A 17,895-nucleotide genomic window follows, 5' to 3' on the forward strand; every position below is an offset into this window, starting at 1 on the left:
CACCCGCAATAGTAAGGTTGTATCAGCCAATGTGCTCGGGCGCGCAAGCCCGACCGCTTTGGGCTGCCTGCCTTATCGCTTCGATCAGCGCCAGTGTGCGGCCCCCGTCGGCAGCGTCGATCAGCGGCGCCTGTTCGCCCCGGGCAACCCGCACAAAATGCTGCAATTGCAGGGTCAATGCCTCGCCGGCGGGGATGCTCTCCGAGCTTTGCAACAGGGGCGTATGCCAGCCCGAGCCTGCCTCGGCGTAATGCCAGCGCTTGAGCTGGGGAATGCTCAGTGCTCCTTGGGTACCGGCCAGCAGATAGCACGGCTGGCCATCCTGGCGCGGGTACACAGGGCTTTCGCCAGCGTCCAGCTCCCAGCTCCACGGTGCAGCCACCGCGTCGGACCCGGTCAGGCTGCCCAGGGCACCGTTGGCAAACTGCAGCAGCACCGCGGCGCTGTCTTCGTTGGCAAAACCGCGGACATCGTTGCGGGTGAAGGCCTGCACCTGCACCACCTCGCCGCACAGGTAACGCAACAGGTCAAGGTCGTGGATCAGGTTGGTCAGCAAGAAACCGGCCCCTGGCTCGCGGCGCCAGGGCGTTTCGAAATAGCTGTCGGGCTTTTGCAGCTGCCACAGCGCGGTGACGTTGATCAAACGGCCCAGCTTGCCTTCGTTGATCACCTGGTGCGCCTTGGCGATCAGCGGATTGTGTCGGCGATGGTGCCCTACAAGCACCGGCACACCTCGGCGGCGTGAGGCTTCCACCAGAGCACGCACTTCATCCAGGTTCACGCCCACCGGTTTTTCCACCAGCACTGGCACTCCGGCCTCGACACAATCCAGGGCGGTGGCGACATGCAGGTTGTTGGGGTTAGCGACGATCACTGCCTCGGGGCGCGCATGCGCCAACATTTGCCGGTGGTCGGCAAAGCAGGGCACACCGCACTCGGCAGCGAAGGCCTCGGCCTGCGGGCCGGGGTCGGCTACCGCACACAGTTGGGCTTGCGGCACATTGCGCAAGTGCTGGTAATGCTGCCGGCCCATAATGCCGGCGCCAATCAAGGCAATACGAAGGGGTGCGTTCAACAGCCTGTCCTCTTGTCATTGTTGTTATGAAATTCTGAAACCGGGTTCCAAAATTCACACTCGACAATTTAGAACCAAGTTCAGCTTTTCAGAAGAACGGGCGCAACAGACTGTGCGGTAATCGACCGGAATATCCTCTCAGGCAAACAGCTCGCTGGCGGGGCTGGCCGCCGACAGCTCTTCTGCCGCCGACAGCAATAGCGGTGCCAGCGCGGTAAGGCGGCTTTGTGCCAGCCGCGCGCTGGGCCCGGCGATGCTCAGCACGCCGATCACCTCGTCACTTTGCGGGCGGCGTACCACTGCGGCCAGGGCTGAGGTGCCGATGGCGGAGGTCTCCTCGACCCAGGCATACCCACGCTCGCGGGCGCGGTGCAGGTAGGCGAGCAGCTCGTCGGTGGAGCGTGGCGCGTTCGGGCCGAACTGGTCGGGGTCGGCAATACCTTGGCGCAACACCATCTGCAGCGCCTGCTCATCGTCCAGGCTGGCCAGCCAGGCATGCCCGGAGGCGGTATAGAACAGCGGCGCGTCGCGCCCCATGTCCGGGTCGTAGCGCAGCCCGGAGCGGGCCCCCTGAGACTTGGCGATCCAGGTTTGCCGGGCACCGTCGATCACCCCAAGGCGCACCAGCTCACCGCTGTCCTGGGCCAGGCGGTCAAGAATCGGCTGGATGATGTCGGCACCGTTGCTGGCGAGGTAACGAAAGCCCAGCGCTACCAGCTTGGCCGACAGTTGATAGCGGCTGTTTTCCCGGTTCTGGCGCACGTAGCCCAGCCGCACCAGCTCAGTGAGCATGCGATGGGCAGCGCTTTTGGGAATGTCCAGGCGCTCGGCCAGGGTTTGTAACGGCAGCCCTTGGGGTTCACCGGTAAGGCTTTCTACAAGACTGAAGGCGCGTTCGATCTGACTACCAGCCATGTCACAGGTCCCTGATTTTTTGCGGATTCTAGAAGATGATTCCACATCGTCGCTAGCCAGCGCAGCTCGGGCCACCTCGAATGTCCGATGATCGCCCAGTTCTTGCCTGACATGACCAACCTGACCTTGCAGGACCACCCGCTGCCGATAAGAATGTGGAACATTGTTCTAATAAAAGCACAGGAAACCCGCAATGCCTTCCGCTCCTCTCGAAACCGAATGCGATGTACTGGTCATAGGTTCTGGCGCCGCCGGGCTGGCGGCGGCCGTCACGGCTGCCTGGCATGGGCAGAAGGTGATCGTGGCGGAGAAAGAACCGGTGTTTGGCGGCGCCACCGCCTGGTCCGGCGGCTGGGCCTGGGTGCCACGCAACCCGCTGGCGCGCAGGGCCGGCATCGAGGAAGACATCGAGCAGCCGCGGACTTATCTGCGCCATGAGCTGGGGGCAAACTACAATGCCGAGCGCGTCGATGCCTTCCTTGAGGCGTGCCCGCACATGGTGGCGTTTTTCGAGAAGTACACGGCGTTGCAGTTTGCCGACGGCAACGGCATCCCGGACATGCATGGCGATACGCCGGGGGCAGCCCTTGGCGGCCACCAGGTGATCGCCGCGCCCTACGATGCCCGCGAGGTTGGCGCCCTGCTGCCACGCTTGCGCAAGACCATGCGCGAAACTTCGTTCATGGGCATGCCGATCATGGCCGGTGCCGACCTTGCCGCCTTCCTCAACATGACCCGCTCGCCCAAAGCACTGCTGCACGTGTGCAAGCGCTTTGGCCGCCACCTGTACCACCTGGCCCGCCATGGTCGGGCCATGCACCTGGTCAACGGTGTGGCACTGGTGGCGCGCCTGGCTAAATCGGCACAGGACCTGGGTGTGCACCTGCAAGCGTCGGCGCCGGCCAAACGCCTGCTGATCGAGGGTGGCCAGGTACGCGGGGCGTGGGTCGCGACGCCACAGGGCGAGCAGCTGATCCGCGCCAAGGCCGTGGTGCTGGCGGCAGGTGGTTTCCCCAATGACAACGCCCGGCGCCAGCAACTGTTCCCGCGCGATGCCAGCGGCCACGACAACCTGGCGCTGCCGCCCAAGGGGTGTTCTGGCGATGGCCTGCGCCTGGGCGAATCCGCCGGCGGTGTGGTTGCCACCGACCTGAAGTCGCCGGTGGCCTGGGCACCGGTTTCACAGGTGCCGTATCGCGACGGCAGCGTCGGCCACTTCCCGCACATTATCGAGCGCGGCAAACCGGGCGTTATCGGTGTGCTGGCCAACGGCAAGCGTTTCGTCAACGAAGCGCATGGCTATTACGACTATGTGTCGGCCATGGTCGCTGCAGTGCCGCAGGGCCAGGAGGTGTGCTCGTGGCTGGTTTGCGATCATCGCTTCTTGCGCCGCTATGGCCTGGGGCATGCCCGCCCGGCACCGCTGCCGGTAGGGCCGCATGTGCGCAACGGCTACCTGAAACGCGGCGCCACGCTCGAGCAGCTCGCCCAGGCCTGCGGCATTGACCCGTCCGGGCTGCGCGCCACGGTCACTGACTTCAATAACCATGCCCGTAACGGCCAGGACCCGGCGTTTGGCCGCGGTTCCACGCCGTTCAACCGCAAGCAGGGTGACCCACAGCACAAGGGCCCTAACCCTTGCGTGGCGCCCATCGAGCACGGGCCGTTCTATGCGGTGAAAGTAAAGCCCGGCTGTTTTGGCACCTTTGCCGGGTTGCGCACCGACGGCAATGCCCGTGTACTGGATGAGGCCGGGCAACCGATTGCAGGCCTGTACGCAGCAGGTACCGACATGGCCAGCGTGTTTGGTGGTTGGTACCCGTCGGGTGGCATCAACCTGGGGCCGGCGCTGACCTTTGGCTATGTCGCCGGGCGGCACATTGCCGGGGTGCAGGGGTATGAGTGAGCTGGCCCCCAATACCCGGGTGGTCGGCGCTCTGCAGGAGGACGCAGGGAAAGGCCGTGGCGCTTGAATCGAGCGCCACGCGGTCTGATTTTTCAGCGCTGTCGTCCCTCAGCTCACTGGTCTCGCTGCGCTGCGCTCCTGAATCTGCGCCAGCCAGTAGACCACATCCACCTCGTCGATCTGCTCGGTGCGCAGGAAGCGCTCGGCATATTGGCGGTATACCCCGCTGCTGAGGAACAGTTGTAGCAGTTGCCCGTCGACGTGCCCCTCGCGGGCCATGGCCACCAGGATCTTCACCGATTCGGACAGCGTCTTCGGGGGTTTGTAAGGCCGGTCTGCTGCCGTCAGTGCTTCGAAGATGTCGGCAATCGCCATCACCCGCTCGGCGATGCCCAGGTCCTGCCCGCCCAGGCGGCGCGGATAGCCGCTGCCGTTCATCTTTTCGTGGTGGTTGCCGGCGATGTCGGGTACCCGCTTGAGGTGGCGCGGGAGCGGCAGCGCACTGAGCATGATGATGGTCTGCACGATGTGTTCGTTGATCTTGAAGCGTTCTTCGTCAGTCAGCGTGCCACGGCGGATCGACAGGTTGTACAACTCGCCGTAGTTGCTGGCGTGGCCTGGCAGGTGCATGTCGAACCCCCAGATATTACGCGGGTCATCCTTGACCACCGGCGGCGTGCGGGTGCCCCAGTGCACGCTGTGCTCGGGGCGATCAGCCAGCAATGGCTCCTCTGTCGGCAGTGCAGGCTGCGGCACGCCGACAAGGCGTTCCGCCTCGTCACGGGAGATGCCCAGGCGGTTATCGAAATGGCGCAGCCAGCGGCGCTTGCCGATCACCTGCAAACGCTGGATATCGGTGTCCTGCATGAACTCGCCGCCGATGTTGGCCTGGGCGACGAAAGCGAAGTCGTCCTGCAGCTCGGCCTGGCTTCGCTGCAGTGCGGCTTTCAGCACCTGCTGGTCGGCGCCACTGGCCAGGCCTTGCCAGTAGGCCAGCTCCGCATCGCGCCACAGCACTTCGAAACGCATGCGGACTTCGTGGATGCGGTTGTACAGGGTCTCCAGCTTGGTCGCCTTGTCCACCACGTACTCAGGGCTGGTGACCTTGCCACAATCGTGCAGCCACGCTGCCACACGGAACTCGTACCGTTCTGCCTCGGTCATGCTGAAGCTGGCGAACGGACCGCTGTCGGCTGCCACTGCCTGATCCAGCAGCATCTGCGCCAGCTGAGGCACCCGCTCGCAGTGGCCACCGGTATAGGGGCTCTTGGCATCGATGGCGTCTGCCAGCAGCTTGATCATGGCGTCCAGCAGGCGTTGCTGGGCTTCGACCAACTGGCGGGTTTCGATAGCCACCGCAGCCACTCCGGACAATTCCTCGACAAAGCGCCGGAATGCCTCGCCCACCCGCTCCTGCGCCTGCTCTTCGTCCATTTGCAGGACCAGGATGCCCAACAGTGCCTGGCTACGGTCATTCAGCACCACGGCCAGACTGCGCTCATGCAGGCCGAGGGCCTGGGTCACTGTTACAGCCAAGTGCTGCCGGGCGCCCTCATCCACTGCCAGCTCGCTTGGGTAGTGTTCACCGCGGCACGAGGCGGCCAGGCGCAGCAAAGCCTGTTCAGCGTCATACAGGTAAACCCCGCCGGCGTCGCCCCCGGCAGCTTCTACCAGATGGTTCAGCACGCCGTCGAGCATGCGCTCCAGGTTTCGCTCACGGCTGAGCGTAAGGGTAATCGCCTGAAAGTGGCGAATGGTACCGGACATGCGGCTCAGCACGCGGCTCAGTTCACGCACCTCGGAAACCCGCGAGTGCACGCCCACCTCACGGCTGAAATCAAAACTGGCCAAGCCTTGAACCTGCTCGCGCAACAGCCGCAGCGGGCGGCCAATGTGCCGGCCAAGCACACCGCCGAGCACCAGCAGCACGGCCATCAGCGCCACGGTCCAGAGCAACTGCTCGTACAAGACTTTGCGCGCCCCCACCAGTAACTCGTGGCCGGGTACGGCAATCAGCACGTACAAGTCGTGCCCGGCCAGGGTGGTCAGATGCACACGAATGCCATACCAGGTCTGGCCATCCACCTGATAAGGCTGAGGCTGGTTGCCCTTGGGCAGGTCAGCGTATAGCCGCGCCAGGCTGGGAGCGCCCAGCTCGGCGACACGCGACAGGCGCACGCCTTGCCCTTCGTGCACGATTGCCCGCTGCGGGTCCGGATAGGCCACAACGTTGCCCTGGTCATCGACCACCACGATCTCGGTACCCGGGGTCATGCGCAGGTCCTGAGTCTCGCTGGCCAAGTCGTTGACCGAGACATCCAGGCCGATCACGGCGCCACCGTCGACGCTACGTTGGGCCATGGTCAAGCCGACCTCGCGGGTGGTGAAGAACACATAAGGGCGAGTCAGCACCGTAGAGGGTTGTACCGTGGCTTCAGCGAACCAGGGGCGCAGGCGTGGATCGTAGCGATAGTCAGGTTTGGCCTGGGCCTGCAACAGGTTCAGCGCCCGATCATAAAAACGCCACTCGCCCTGCACCTTGGCGCCCTCGCCATGGTTGACGCTCTGCACCAGAAATGCCGTGCCCGGTGGAGCGGCGAAACGCTGCATCAGCTGCGGGTCATGCAGGCGACGCACCAGCAGGAACTCGCCGCTGGGGTAACCCAGATAGGCGGCGCTGAGCATGCGGTTGGCGTCCAGCATTTCCACCAGCTGTGGCAGCCGATCCAGGCGCTGTGCCTGGGTGTGCACAGTCGGGTTGTGGGCAAGCAGGCGAATGCTGCTTTGCGCAGGCTCGATCAGGCGCCTGGCGCGCTCGTCGATCGTCTTGGCAACCTGCTGGGCGGCATCGCCAGCAGCAGCCACAAGGGTTTGGCGAATACCGCGGTACCCCTGCCAGGCCAGGGCAGCGCCGAGCAGCAGCATGCCCAGCACGATGGCCAGCGCCACCAGCCACTGCAGTGAAATACCACGTCCTCTATTGCCAACGACACGCCCCGTCGACACGCAGCCCATCCCAGGTACTCCATGTGCGGCACATTGCCTTGGCTGATGTCTGCAGCAGTGTAGAGTGCATGTGAGCGTTCTGCCGGGCCGGCAACACGTTTACAGACGATCGTGCAAGGCTTTGTACCGCGACGCAGGCGACGTGGGCCATGATCAGGAGATCAGCCGCGCAACTGGTACCAGGTGGTCTTGAGCTGCGAATACTTGTCGAACGAATGCAGTGACAGATCGCGGCCAAACCCCGACTGCTTGCCCCCACCGAACGGCACCGTCACATCCAGCGCATCGACCGTGTTCACCGATACGGTACCGGCTTTCAACGCACGCGCTACCCGGTGCACCTGGTTGAAGTCGTCGCTCCACACCGAGGCTGCCAGGCCATAGATGCTGTCGTTGGCCAGGCGCACCGCTTCTTCTTCGGTGTCGAAGGCGCTGACCGCCAGCACCGGGCCGAACACCTCCTCCCGCGCCAGGCTCATGCGGCCCTCGACACCGGCAAAAATGGTCGGCTCGATGTAGTTGTCCGAACCTTCGACGGTCAGGCGTCGGCCGCCACACACCAATCGCGCACCCTCTTGCCCGGCACGCACGATGGCAGCCTCGATGCGGCCGGTCTGCTCGGCATCGACAATGGCCCCGGCGCGGCTCGCCGGATCCAGCGGGTTACCGGGCAGCCACTGGCGAGCCTTGGCCTGCAGGCGCTCGATGAACTCATCGTGGATGGCACGCTGCACGTACAGCCGCGAGTTGGCCGAACACACCTCCCCCTGGTTGAAGAAAATGCCGAAGGCGGCCTTTTCCGCCGCCAGGTCCAGGTCCTGGCAGTTGTCGAACACCAGGTTCGGGCTCTTGCCGCCGCACTCCAGCCACACCTGCTTGAGGTTGGACTGCGCCGAGTACTGCATGAAGTACTTGCCCACCTGGGTGGAGCCGGTGAAGACCAGGCAGTCCACATCCGGGTGCAGGCCCAGCACCTGCCCGGCCTGCTCGCCCAGGCCCGGCACTACGTTCAGTACACCTTCCGGCAACCCCGCTTCCAGCGCCAATTGGGCCAGGCGCAGGGCCGAGAACGGTGATTGCTCGGCGGGCTTGAGTACCACGCTGTTACCGGCAGCCAGCGCCGGGGCCAGCTTCCAGGCGGCCATGTCGAGGGGGAAATTCCACGGCACCACAGCCGCGACCACACCGAGTGCTTCGCGGGTGATGGTGGCCAGCGCCGTGGGCGCCGTGGGCGCCACTTGGTCGTACAGCTTGTCCAGCGCTTCGCCGTACCAGCCGAACACATGTGCAGAGCCCGGCACGTCGATGGTGTAGGCGTCCATCACCGGCTTGCCCATGTTCAGCGAGTCCAGCAACGCCAGTTCTTCACGATGGGCCATGATCAGCTCGGCCAGGCGCAGCAGCACTTTCTTGCGCTCGCCCGGCGCCATGCGCGGCCAGGGGCCGTGCTCGAAGGCTCGACGGGCGCTGGCGACGGCCAGGTCGACCTCGGCCTGGCCGCAGGCGGTAACCTGTGCCATTACGTTGTTGGTGGCGGGGTTGATGGCTGCGAAGGTGGCGCCATCCTGAGCGTTGACGGGTTTGCCGTCGATCAGTGCATGGGCCGGAAGGTAGAGGTCCGAGGCGCGTTGTTGCCAGAATTCGAGAGTGTACATTTGTGCTCCAGACGACCGTCGTGGCGGTCCTTCTTGCGCAAGTAACAGGTACCACACAGTCCGCAAGCACGCCGCACTCCCTCTGTGGGAGCGGGCATGCCCGCGAATCAGGCGACACGGTGGATGGCACCGGCTTCGCCGGTGTTCGCGGGCGTGCCCGCTCCCACAGGGAAGCGCGTTGCCCTTGTCAGCGGCTTAGAGCTTGCCGACCAGCCGCGCCGTGCGGTCTACGGCTATCCGGGTCTTCTCCACCAGCTCATCCAGCTCGCTGTGGTTGGCGATCAAGGCCGGGGCCATGATCATCCGGCCCAGGGTCGAGCGAATGATCACCCCTTCCTCGAAACCAAAGGTGCGGCACTGCCAGGCCAGGTCGTTCTCGTTGGCAAAGCGCTTGCGCGTCGGCTTGTGCTCGGCGAACTGCAGCGCCGCCACCAGCCCGGCCCCTTGCACCTGGCCGATCAATGGGTGATCGGCAAACACTTCGCGCAGAATGCGCTGCAGGTACGGCCCCGTGTCGTCCTTCACCTGGCGCACGATGCCTTCGTCACGCAGCGCCTTCAGGTTGGCGATGGCCACTGCCGCCGCCACCGGGTGGCCGGAATAGGTCAGGCCGTGGGCAAATACCCCGCCGCGTTCCACCAACGCCTCGGCAATGCGCTTGCTCAGCACCAGGCCACCCATGGGCACATAGCCGCTGGTCAGGCCCTTGGCAATCGACAGGGTGTCGGGCTCGAAGCCGAAGTATTCATGGGCGAACCATTCGCCGGTGCGGCCAAAGCCACCGATCACCTCATCGGCGCACAGCAGCACGTCGTACTGGCGGCAGATACGCTGGATTTCCGGCCAGTAGCTTTCCGGCGGGAAGATCATGCCGCCGGCCCCCTGGAAGGGTTCGGCAATGAAGCCGGCAACGTTCTCGGCACCCAGTTCGAGGATCTTTTCCTCCAGCTGCAGGGCGCAGCGGCGGCCGAACTCGGCCGGGGTCAGTTCACCGCCCTCGGCGTACCAGTAAGGTTCGTCGATGTGTGCCACATCCGGAATCAGCCCGCCCATGTCGTGCATGAACTTCATCCCGCCCAACGCCGTGGCCGCCAGGGTCGAGCCGTGGTAGCCGTTCCAGCGGCCGATCATGACCTTCTTGCCTGGCTGGCCAACCACCTGCCAGTAGCGGCGCACGGTGCGGATCAGTACCTCGTTGGCCTCGGAGCCGGAGTTGGTGTAGATCGCGTGGCTGTAGTGCCCCGGCAGCAGGCTGAACAGCAACTCGGACAGTTCGATCACCGCCGGGTGGGTGGTGTGGAAGAACATGTTGTAGTAGGCCAGCTGATCCATCTGCGTGGCCGCGGCGGCCGTCAGGTCACGACGGCCATAACCGAGCTGGGTGCACCACAGGCCAGACATGCCATCCAGGTAACGCTTGCCCTCGCTGTCCCACAGGTGCAGGCGTTCGCCCCCGACGATCACCCGCGGCCCTTCGGCGTTCAGTGCCTTCTGGTCGAGGAAGGCATGAATGTGGTGGGCGGCATCGGCTGCCTGGTAGTCACGGGTCTGGCGTTGCGGGGCGAAAGGCGCGTTCATTGTTGGTTTTCCTTTGCGGTGGGGTTGCAGGGCAGCTGGCGCTCAGCGCAGCTTGCCCATGTAGCTTTCCAGCGGGTCCTTGCCCAGCACGCCCTGGGCATTGGCCAGTGCGTCGATGAACAGGGAGAACAGTTCGGACTGGGTGCCGATGTCGAGCTTGACGTAGACGTTCTTGCGGTGCGACTTGATGGTGTCTTCCGACACCCCCAGCCGCTCGGCCAGCGACCTGGTCGAGTGACCACGCAGGATCAACTGGGCGATACGGCATTCACGCTCGGTCAGCAGCGAGCTGCCGAAGTTGTTCAGCGCGGCATGGATACGTTGCTCGAGGATGTTCTCGAAGCGGCCTGCGCGGCTGTCCAGCCCGGCAAAATGCTTGCCGAGTACCGCCAGCACCCAAGGCGTGATGAGCCCGAACCGCGTGCGGCTTTGCCCATCCAGCTTGTCGGTGAAGGCCAGCGACACCGCCAGGCTTTGCCCGGGCGCCACCTGCAGGATGTAGTTGAGCTCATCCTCCAGGTGCGAGTGGCGGTAGAACGATTGGTAGTATTCGCTGACCTCGAAGTGATCGGGCGCCACTTCGAACAGGCCGTAGCAGCCGGATTCGACCTGTTCCACACAAGCACCGTAGAACGGGTCAAGCAGGTAGAAGCCCGACAGGTAGCGGCTGACATTGCCTTCGGGCTGCCAAGGTGCCTTGTCATCCTGCTCGAACAGCGCACAGGGCATGCCATCGTGCGGGTACAGGTACACCGTGGTCGCCTGGATCGGCCGTATCACACTCAATGCAGCAAACAGGCTGGCGGCAAAGCCCGGCCGGCCGATCGCCTCGGTGACCTTGGCCTGGTGCTCGAACCATTGTGCTGAAAGCAATTGATTAGTCACTGTAAGCCTGCCGTTTCTTCTCAGTGGCACCGCCCCCGGTGCGGTGCGTCGTTGAGCAGATACTCCCACGGGGCTGCAGGCACCGGAATCACCCTTTGGGGTGAGCCGGGCAAGGGCTGTGTCCGCTCACCCCAAAGGGTGATTCCGGGTGCCTGCAGGGTGTGGGAGCATCAACCCGCCCCAGCGCTGCGAGCTTTCCGCTCGACCTCCTTGCACAACACCTGACGGTCGCGAGCCTGCTCGCCTGCCGCGGTGTCCTGCATCCCTTTTCAGGAGTTAGCAATGCATACAACAACAAGTACAGCCCATAGCCCCGCCCCGCATGCACCCTCGCAATCCGCCACCAGCACCGGCCGCTTCCGCAAGTCCATGAGCATGACCGCCCTGGTGCTGTTCGGCCTGGCCTACATGGTGCCCCTGGCCGTATTCACCACCTACGGGCTGGTCACCCAGATGACCAAAGGGCACCTGCCCACCGCCTACCTGCTCACGCTCGCCGCCATGCTGCTGACCGCCTACAGTTACGGCCGCATGGTCCAGGCCCACCCCTACTCCGGCTCGGTCTACACCTACACGCGCAAGGCCTTCGGTAGCTATATCGGCTTCATCACCGGTTGGACACTGCTGCTCGACTACATCTTTCTGCCGCTGCTCAGCTACCTGCTGATCGGCATCTACATGTCGGAATACTTCCCGACCATCCATGCCTGGGTGTGGGTGGCGGGCTCCATTGCCCTGGTCACCTTCCTCAACCTGATCGGCATCGAGTCGATCACCCGGGTCAACTGGATCCTGGTGGTGGTGCAACTGGTGTTCATCATCGTCTTCGTCGCTCTGTCCATTCTCAAGCTCAGTGGACAGGCGGAGCCGGTGTCGCTGCTGGCCCCCTTGCACCACGAAGGCTTCAGCGTGCCGTTGATCATGACCGGCGCCGCCGTGCTGTGCCTGTCGTTCCTCGGCTTCGATGCGGTGTCGACCATGGCTGAGGAAACCAGTAACCCGACCTACCGCATTCCCGTGGCGATTCTGGCGGTGTCGTTGATCGGCGGCCTGCTGTTTCTGGTGGTGTCTTATTGCGCACAGATGGTGTTCCCCGATTGGGGCAGCTTCGCCGATCCGGATTCGGCGTCGGTCGACGTGATGCGCCGGGTGGGCGGCGAGCTGCTGGTAACCGCCTTCACCGCGACCTACGTGGCCGGCTGCTTCGCTTCGGCCATGGTGTCCCAAGCCAGCGTGTCGCGCGTACTGTTCGCCATGGGCCGTGACGGCGCATTGCCGAGGGCATTCGGCCAGCTGGTGACGAAAAAGCGCGTGCCGGCCACTGCCATCCTGGTGGTCAGCCTGCTGTCGCTGATCGCCCTGGTGATCACCCTGGATACCGTGGCGAACATGATCAGCTTTGGCGCACTGTTCGCCTTTTCGGCGGTGAACCTGGCAGTGGTCAAGCACTACCTGGTTGACCAGAAACTGCGCGGTTGCCGCAACTGCCTGCTGTACGGCGCCATTCCTGGCCTGGGCTTTCTCAGCACGCTGTGGCTATGGAGCAGCCTGACCAGCCTGTCGTTCACCATCGGCCTGTGCTGGATGGGCCTGGGCTTGTTGGTGCTACTGGGGCTGACCCGGGCGTTGCGCGTGAAGCTGCCAGAGTTGCAGATGGCCGAGTGAGCCCTGACGCCTTGCGTGACCGCTCCTGCCGGGCATCGCGAGAACCCGGGTGATAACTGCTCGTTATCACCCGATCCGGATTAATCATTATTCAGCCCCCCGTTCGCCCCCTACAGTCCTGACCCACGATTGTCATTGCCAACGGGAAACGAAATGTCCATCGAACACCGCCTGAACCACATCGCCGGCCAGCTCAGTGGCCACGGTGACGTGCTGCTGCACAGCCTCGACGCCCACACCGGTGAAGCACTGCCCTACGCCTTCCACCAGGCGACCGGCGACGAAGTCGAGGCCGCCGCCCAGGCCGCCGAGGCGGCCTACCCGAGCTACCGCAGCACCCGCCCGGACCAGCGCGCTGCTTTTCTCGACGCGATCGCCAGCGAACTGGACGCGTTAGGTGATGACTTCATCCAGGATGTGATGCGCGAAACCGCACTGCCTGAAGCACGCATCCGCGGCGAACGCAGCCGCACCAGCAACCAGCTGCGCCTGTTTGCCGAGGTGGTACGGCGTGGCGACTTTTACGCTGCACGCATCGACCGCGCCCTGCCCCAGCGCACCCCGCTGCCGCGCCCGGACCTGCGCCAGTACCGCATCGGCGTGGGCCCGGTGGCCGTGTTCGGCGCCAGCAACTTCCCACTGGCCTTCTCCACCGCTGGCGGTGACACCGCTTCGGCGCTGGCCGCCGGCTGCCCGGTGGTGTTCAAGGCACACAGCGGGCACATGCTCACTGCGGCCCATGTGGCCGCGGCCATCGACCGTGCAGTGACCAGCAGCGGCATGCCGGCAGGCGTTTTCAACATGATCTACGGTGCGGGTGTGGGCGAAGCGCTTGTCAAGCACCCAGCCATTCAGGCAGTCGGCTTTACCGGCTCGCTGCGCGGTGGCCGCGCCCTGTGCGACATGGCCGCAGCGCGCCCGCAGCCGATCCCTGTGTTCGCCGAAATGAGCAGTATCAACCCGGTGATCGTGCTGCCGCAGGCTCTGCAGGCTCGCGGTGAACAGGTGGCGACCGAGCTGGCCGCCTCGGTGGTGCTGGGCTGCGGGCAGTTCTGCACCAACCCGGGCCTGGTGGTGGGTATCCGGTCGCCACACTTCGAGCATTTCCTGCAAACGCTGGTGGCACGCATGGCCGACCAGAGCCCGCAGACCATGCTCAACGCGGGCACCCTGCGCAGCTACCAGAACGCTGTGCAGCACTTGCTGGCGCACCCGGGTATCCAGCATCTGGCCGGCCAACCGCAAACGGGTAACCAGGCTCAGCCGCAGTTGTTCAAGGCCGACGTGAGCCTGCTGCTCAATGGCGACCCGCTGTTGCAGGAAGAAGTGTTCGGCCCTTGCACCGTGGTGGTTGAAGTGGCCGATGCCCAGCAATTGGCCGAAGCATTGCGTCACCTGCAAGGTCAGCTGACTGCCACCCTGATTGCCGAACCTGACGACCTGCGCACCTTTGCCTCACTGGTGCCGCTGCTCGAACGCAAGGCCGGGCGCTTGCTGCTCAATGGCTACCCGACCGGCGTGGAGGTTTCCGATGCCATGGTGCATGGCGGGCCCTACCCGGCCACCTCCGACGCCCGCGGCACTTCGGTCGGCACCTTGGCCATCGACCGCTTCCTGCGCCCGGTGTGCTTCCAGAACTACCCGGACGCACTGCTGCCGGATGCGTTGAAAAACGCTAACCCGCTGGGGATTGCCCGGTTGCTGGAGGGTGTGAGCAGCCGCGAGGCGGTGTGATCTTTCATGGCTGCAACCCGTGCCGGCCTCTTCGCGGCTCTAGCCGCCAAGAGGCCGGCACGGGTACTTCGAGCTGTATACAATCAGTAAAAAGCTTGCTTACAATACCGAGCGCCTATGACATCGGTAATCGCCGATGCGTATTGCGCAGGCTTGCACCATGTCATCTACAAACCCTGCAAAAACGCTCCTCGTCAAAAACGCCGCACTGCTGGTCACCATGGACGGCGAACGCCGCGAAATCAAGAACGGCGGCCTGTTCATCGAAGGCAACCTGATTAAGCAAGTCGGCCCCAGCGAAACCCTCCCGCAGCACGCCGACGTGGTTCTGGACATGGCCGGCAAGGTGGTCATCCCAGGCCTGGTCAACACCCACCACCACATGTACCAGAGCCTCACCCGCGTGGTACCGGCAGCTCAGGACGGCGAGCTGTTCAACTGGTTGACCAACCTGTACCCGATCTGGGCGCGCCTGACCCCCGAGATGATCGCGGTGTCGACCCAGACCGCCATGGCCGAGCTGATCCTGTCCGGCTGCACCACCTCCAGCGACCACCTGTATATCTACCCCAACGGCTGCAAGCTCGACGACAGCATCCACGCGGCGGCCGAGATCGGCATGCGCTTCCATGCCGCGCGCGGCAGCATGAGCGTGGGCCAGAGCCAAGGCGGCCTGCCACCTGACGCAGTGGTGGAAAAGGAAGCCGACATCCTCAAGGAATCGCAACGCCTGATCGAGGACTACCACGATGCCAGCCACGGCTCGATGCGCCGTATCGTGGTCGCGCCATGCTCGCCGTTCTCGGTCAGCCGCGACCTGATGCGCGAAGCTGCCGTGCTGGCGCGCCAGTATGGCGTGTCGCTGCACACCCACCTGGCCGAGAACGTCAACGACATCGCCTACAGCCGCGAGAAGTTCGGCATGACCCCTGCCGAGTACGCCGAAGACCTTGGCTGGGTCGGCCATGATGTATGGCATGCCCACTGCGTGCAGCTCGACCAGCACGGCATTGAGCTGTTCGCCCGCACCGGCACCGGCGTCGCCCACTGCCCATGCTCGAACATGCGGCTGGCCTCGGGCATCGCCCCGGTACGCAAGATGCGCGACCACGGCGTACCGGTGGGCTTGGGGGTCGATGGCTCTGCCTCCAACGACGGCGCCAGCATGATCGGTGAAGTGCGCCAGGCCCTGCTGCTGCAACGGGTGGGCTTCGGCCCTGACGCGATGACCGCACGCGAAGCGCTAGAGATAGCCACCCTGGGTGGCGCGAAAGTGCTCAACCGCAATGATATCGGCGCCCTGGCCCCGGGCATGGTCGCCGATTTCGTCGCCTTCGACCTGGGCCATGTGGCGTATGCCGGCGGCCACCATGACCCATTGGCGGCACTGGTGTTCTGCACCCCGACCCAGGTGCATACCAGCGTGATCAACGGCCGCGTCGTGGTGAAAGACGGCCAGCTGGCCACCATCGACCTGCCGCGCGTACTGGAACGCCACAACCAGCTGGCCCATCAGCTGGTCAGTGGCACTTGAGGCCAGGCATCAGCTCGGCATCGCCGGGTTGAATGAAGGGCATGCGCAGCCCTTTGGGCTGCGCTGTCACCTAGGCAAGCTGCGGGTAGCGCGCACTACGATGTCATGTCCACTCAAAGGTCCATGACCATCTCATGCCAGGCCATACCGCCGTGGTCCGACGGCGACGGTTTCACGTATTGGTAGCCCAGCTTCTGGTACAGGGCCACATGCTGCTCCTTGCACATCAGGTGAATGGTCTGCTTGCCCGCCGCGTGCATGCGCCCGATGAATTCGTTCATCAACAGTTTGGCGTAGCCTTTGCCCTGGTGGGCCGGGTCTACAACCACCGACATGATCACCACGTTCGCTGCCGCCGGGTCATGGCCGACCAGCTCTTTGAAGGCCTCGTCGGACATCACGACCTCGTGGGCGCAGCCACTGTTGATGAAACCCACGATCTCGCCGTCACTTTCCAGCACCAGGAAGCCTTGTGGGTACTGCGTGATACGCGTGCGGATTTTCTCCAGCGTGGCCGCCTCATCCCCTTCATAGGCGCCAATTTCGATGGCGTAGCAACGCTCGGCATCGGCGGGAACGGGGGTGCGGAACTGAAGGGCGCTCATGGCAAGTATCCTTGGCAATGGTAAAGACAGCCGCCATGATAAATGAGCCTCGACCTTGCGCTCCATCATTGCGAACTCGGTCAGGTCGGGCGTGTGACGCTTGATGCTTGCCAAGGATGGCAAGCATCATGGGGACCTTGCTCTATTGCCACGGATACGCCGATGACCGCTGTAACTTCCCCCTTCACCGAACCCAGCCGCTGCAAACGCCTGAAAGCGGCCAGCAGCAGGGATCATGACAGCGTCGATCAACTGGTAATGGCAGCGCGGCCTTTCGAGAGCCGCGAGCGTTATGGGCGCTTCCTGCGGGTGCAGCACCGTTTTCATGGCAGCCTGTTGGCGTTGTATCAGGATGAACAGCTCAACCAGCAACTGCCGGGGCTGGCGGCGCTGTCACGGTTCGCGGCAGTCGAGGCCGACCTGCGCGACCTCGGCCTGCTGCTGCCAACGCCCACCCAACCGGTCCGTGTCAGCTCGGCCCAGGCCTTGGGATGGCTGTATTGCAGTGAAGGCTCGAACCTGGGGGCGGCGTTTCTCTACAAGCACACGCAACGTCTTGGGCTGGAGGGTGACAAGGGGGCCCGCCACCTGGCCCCTCACCCGGATGGCCGAGCGCTGCATTGGCGCGAATTTGTTGCCAGGCTGGACAGCCTGGTGCTGGGGGAGCAGGAAGAAGCAGAGGTGGTGAAAGGGGCGATTGCTGCGTTCGACAGTTACCGGCGGCATTTGCGTGAGGTGTTTGCAGGCCTATGACTGACCAGTGGGGCACTCACGGCGGCTACTGCACAGCGCCAACCACCCCGGCAAAGTTCTTCAAGTTGTTGCTGTAGCGAACTTTTTCTTGATTCCCTGTCTATGTGTGAGGCACAGAAGGTAGCGGAACGCGAGACAGGGTTCGCCCCACACCTGCTGGCCAGATGGCTCATTCGTTATCAGAGGTTGGCTACGCTCATGAAAATACATGTCGCAAGGTTGGTGCTGCTCGGCCTGTTCTCGCTCGCGGCGGTGGGCACGGCATCGGCAACGCAAATGAAAGCCGCCGAACCGGTTTCACCGGCTGTCCAGTCACCGTTAAAGCCAGCCGGCAACCCTTGGTCGAGCGTGGCCAGCGTGGCCGTTGAACAGCCGGCCACCCTCCTGGCGCATGATGACGATCGCTGGCACGACCATCGAAGCGACTGGCGCCGCGAACAGTGGCGGCGTGAACAAGCCCGTCGGGACTGGGAGCGGCGGCGCGACTGGGAACGGCGCCGTGATTGGGAGCGCCGCCATGAGCGCGCCATGCGCCAGCGTCATCATGACGCGCATCATTACTACCGCCGTTGAAGCCCAAGCGA

The 17,895-nt window shown here is 64.2% G+C and carries 13 protein-coding genes; 6 read left to right on the forward strand and 7 right to left on the reverse strand.

The window, feature by feature from the left end; all coding sequences use genetic code 11:
- Positions 1-22: 22 nt before the first annotated feature.
- Both REH59_RS17640 and REH59_RS17645 read right to left on the reverse strand, forming a co-directional pair.
- Complete coding sequence (locus REH59_RS17640) at positions 23-1,075, reverse strand: Gfo/Idh/MocA family protein (protein WP_004575428.1); 1,053 nt, start codon at positions 1,073-1,075, stop codon at positions 23-25.
- Positions 1,076-1,213: 138 nt separating this feature from the next.
- Complete coding sequence (locus tag REH59_RS17645) at positions 1,214-1,990, reverse strand: IclR family transcriptional regulator (RefSeq protein ID WP_003250853.1); 777 nt, start codon at positions 1,988-1,990, stop codon at positions 1,214-1,216.
- Positions 1,991-2,183: 193 nt separating this feature from the next.
- Here REH59_RS17645 and REH59_RS17650 point away from each other — a divergent pair, with 193 nt between their 5' ends.
- Complete coding sequence (locus REH59_RS17650) at positions 2,184-3,896, forward strand: FAD-dependent oxidoreductase (protein WP_003250851.1); 1,713 nt, start codon at positions 2,184-2,186, stop codon at positions 3,894-3,896.
- Positions 3,897-4,004: 108 nt separating this feature from the next.
- Here the strand turns inward: REH59_RS17650 and REH59_RS17655 are convergent, their stop codons facing one another.
- The 4 genes from REH59_RS17655 to REH59_RS17670 form a co-directional block, all read right to left on the reverse strand.
- Positions 4,005-6,911 carry an HD domain-containing phosphohydrolase gene (locus REH59_RS17655; protein WP_320450336.1) on the reverse strand — a complete coding sequence of 969 codons (2,907 nt, stop codon included), beginning with the start codon at positions 6,909-6,911 and terminating at the stop codon, positions 4,005-4,007.
- Positions 6,912-7,063: 152 nt separating this feature from the next.
- Entirely contained in the window at positions 7,064-8,557 is a 1,494-nt protein-coding gene (locus REH59_RS17660) for an aldehyde dehydrogenase (protein ID WP_014859222.1), read from the reverse strand.
- 195 nt (positions 8,558-8,752) lie between these two features.
- The gene (locus REH59_RS17665) at positions 8,753-10,135 is read right to left on the reverse strand and encodes an aspartate aminotransferase family protein (RefSeq protein ID WP_004575424.1); all 1,383 of its coding nucleotides are present in this window, start codon (positions 10,133-10,135) and stop codon (positions 8,753-8,755) included.
- A 42-nt stretch (positions 10,136-10,177) separates the two neighbouring features.
- On the reverse strand, positions 10,178-11,020 hold the full coding sequence (locus REH59_RS17670; RefSeq protein ID WP_014859221.1) for a helix-turn-helix transcriptional regulator: 843 nt from the start codon (positions 11,018-11,020) through the stop codon (positions 10,178-10,180).
- Positions 11,021-11,302: 282 nt separating this feature from the next.
- Between REH59_RS17670 and REH59_RS17675 the strand changes: the two genes are divergently transcribed.
- From REH59_RS17675 to REH59_RS17685, 3 genes are all read left to right on the forward strand, one after another.
- Positions 11,303-12,685, forward strand: a complete 1,383-nt coding sequence (locus tag REH59_RS17675) for an APC family permease (protein WP_014859220.1) — start codon at positions 11,303-11,305, stop codon at positions 12,683-12,685.
- A 153-nt stretch (positions 12,686-12,838) separates the two neighbouring features.
- On the forward strand, positions 12,839-14,419 hold the full coding sequence (locus tag REH59_RS17680) for an aldehyde dehydrogenase (NADP(+)) (RefSeq protein ID WP_265536503.1): 1,581 nt from the start codon (positions 12,839-12,841) through the stop codon (positions 14,417-14,419).
- Positions 14,420-14,579: 160 nt separating this feature from the next.
- Positions 14,580-15,953, forward strand: coding sequence for an 8-oxoguanine deaminase (locus REH59_RS17685; protein ID WP_014860832.1), 1,374 nt, complete (start codon positions 14,580-14,582; stop codon positions 15,951-15,953).
- Between the two features lie 113 nt (positions 15,954-16,066).
- Here REH59_RS17685 and REH59_RS17690 read toward each other — a convergent pair whose 3' ends face one another.
- Entirely contained in the window at positions 16,067-16,558 is a 492-nt protein-coding gene (locus REH59_RS17690) for a GNAT family N-acetyltransferase (RefSeq protein WP_004575420.1), read from the reverse strand.
- A 162-nt stretch (positions 16,559-16,720) separates the two neighbouring features.
- On the opposite strand from REH59_RS17690, the gene REH59_RS17695 reads away from it, so the two are divergent.
- Both REH59_RS17695 and REH59_RS17700 read left to right on the forward strand, forming a co-directional pair.
- A complete protein-coding gene (locus REH59_RS17695) occupies positions 16,721-17,311 on the forward strand; it encodes a biliverdin-producing heme oxygenase (protein WP_014860834.1) in 591 nt (196 codons plus the stop codon).
- Positions 17,312-17,509: 198 nt separating this feature from the next.
- Positions 17,510-17,884 carry a hypothetical protein gene (locus tag REH59_RS17700; protein WP_014860835.1) on the forward strand — a complete coding sequence of 125 codons (375 nt, stop codon included), beginning with the start codon at positions 17,510-17,512 and terminating at the stop codon, positions 17,882-17,884.
- Positions 17,885-17,895: the final 11 nt, after the last annotated feature.

The organism is Pseudomonas sp. BO3-4, from assembly GCF_034044115.1.
Lineage (GTDB): Bacteria > Pseudomonadota > Gammaproteobacteria > Pseudomonadales > Pseudomonadaceae > Aquipseudomonas > Aquipseudomonas alloputida.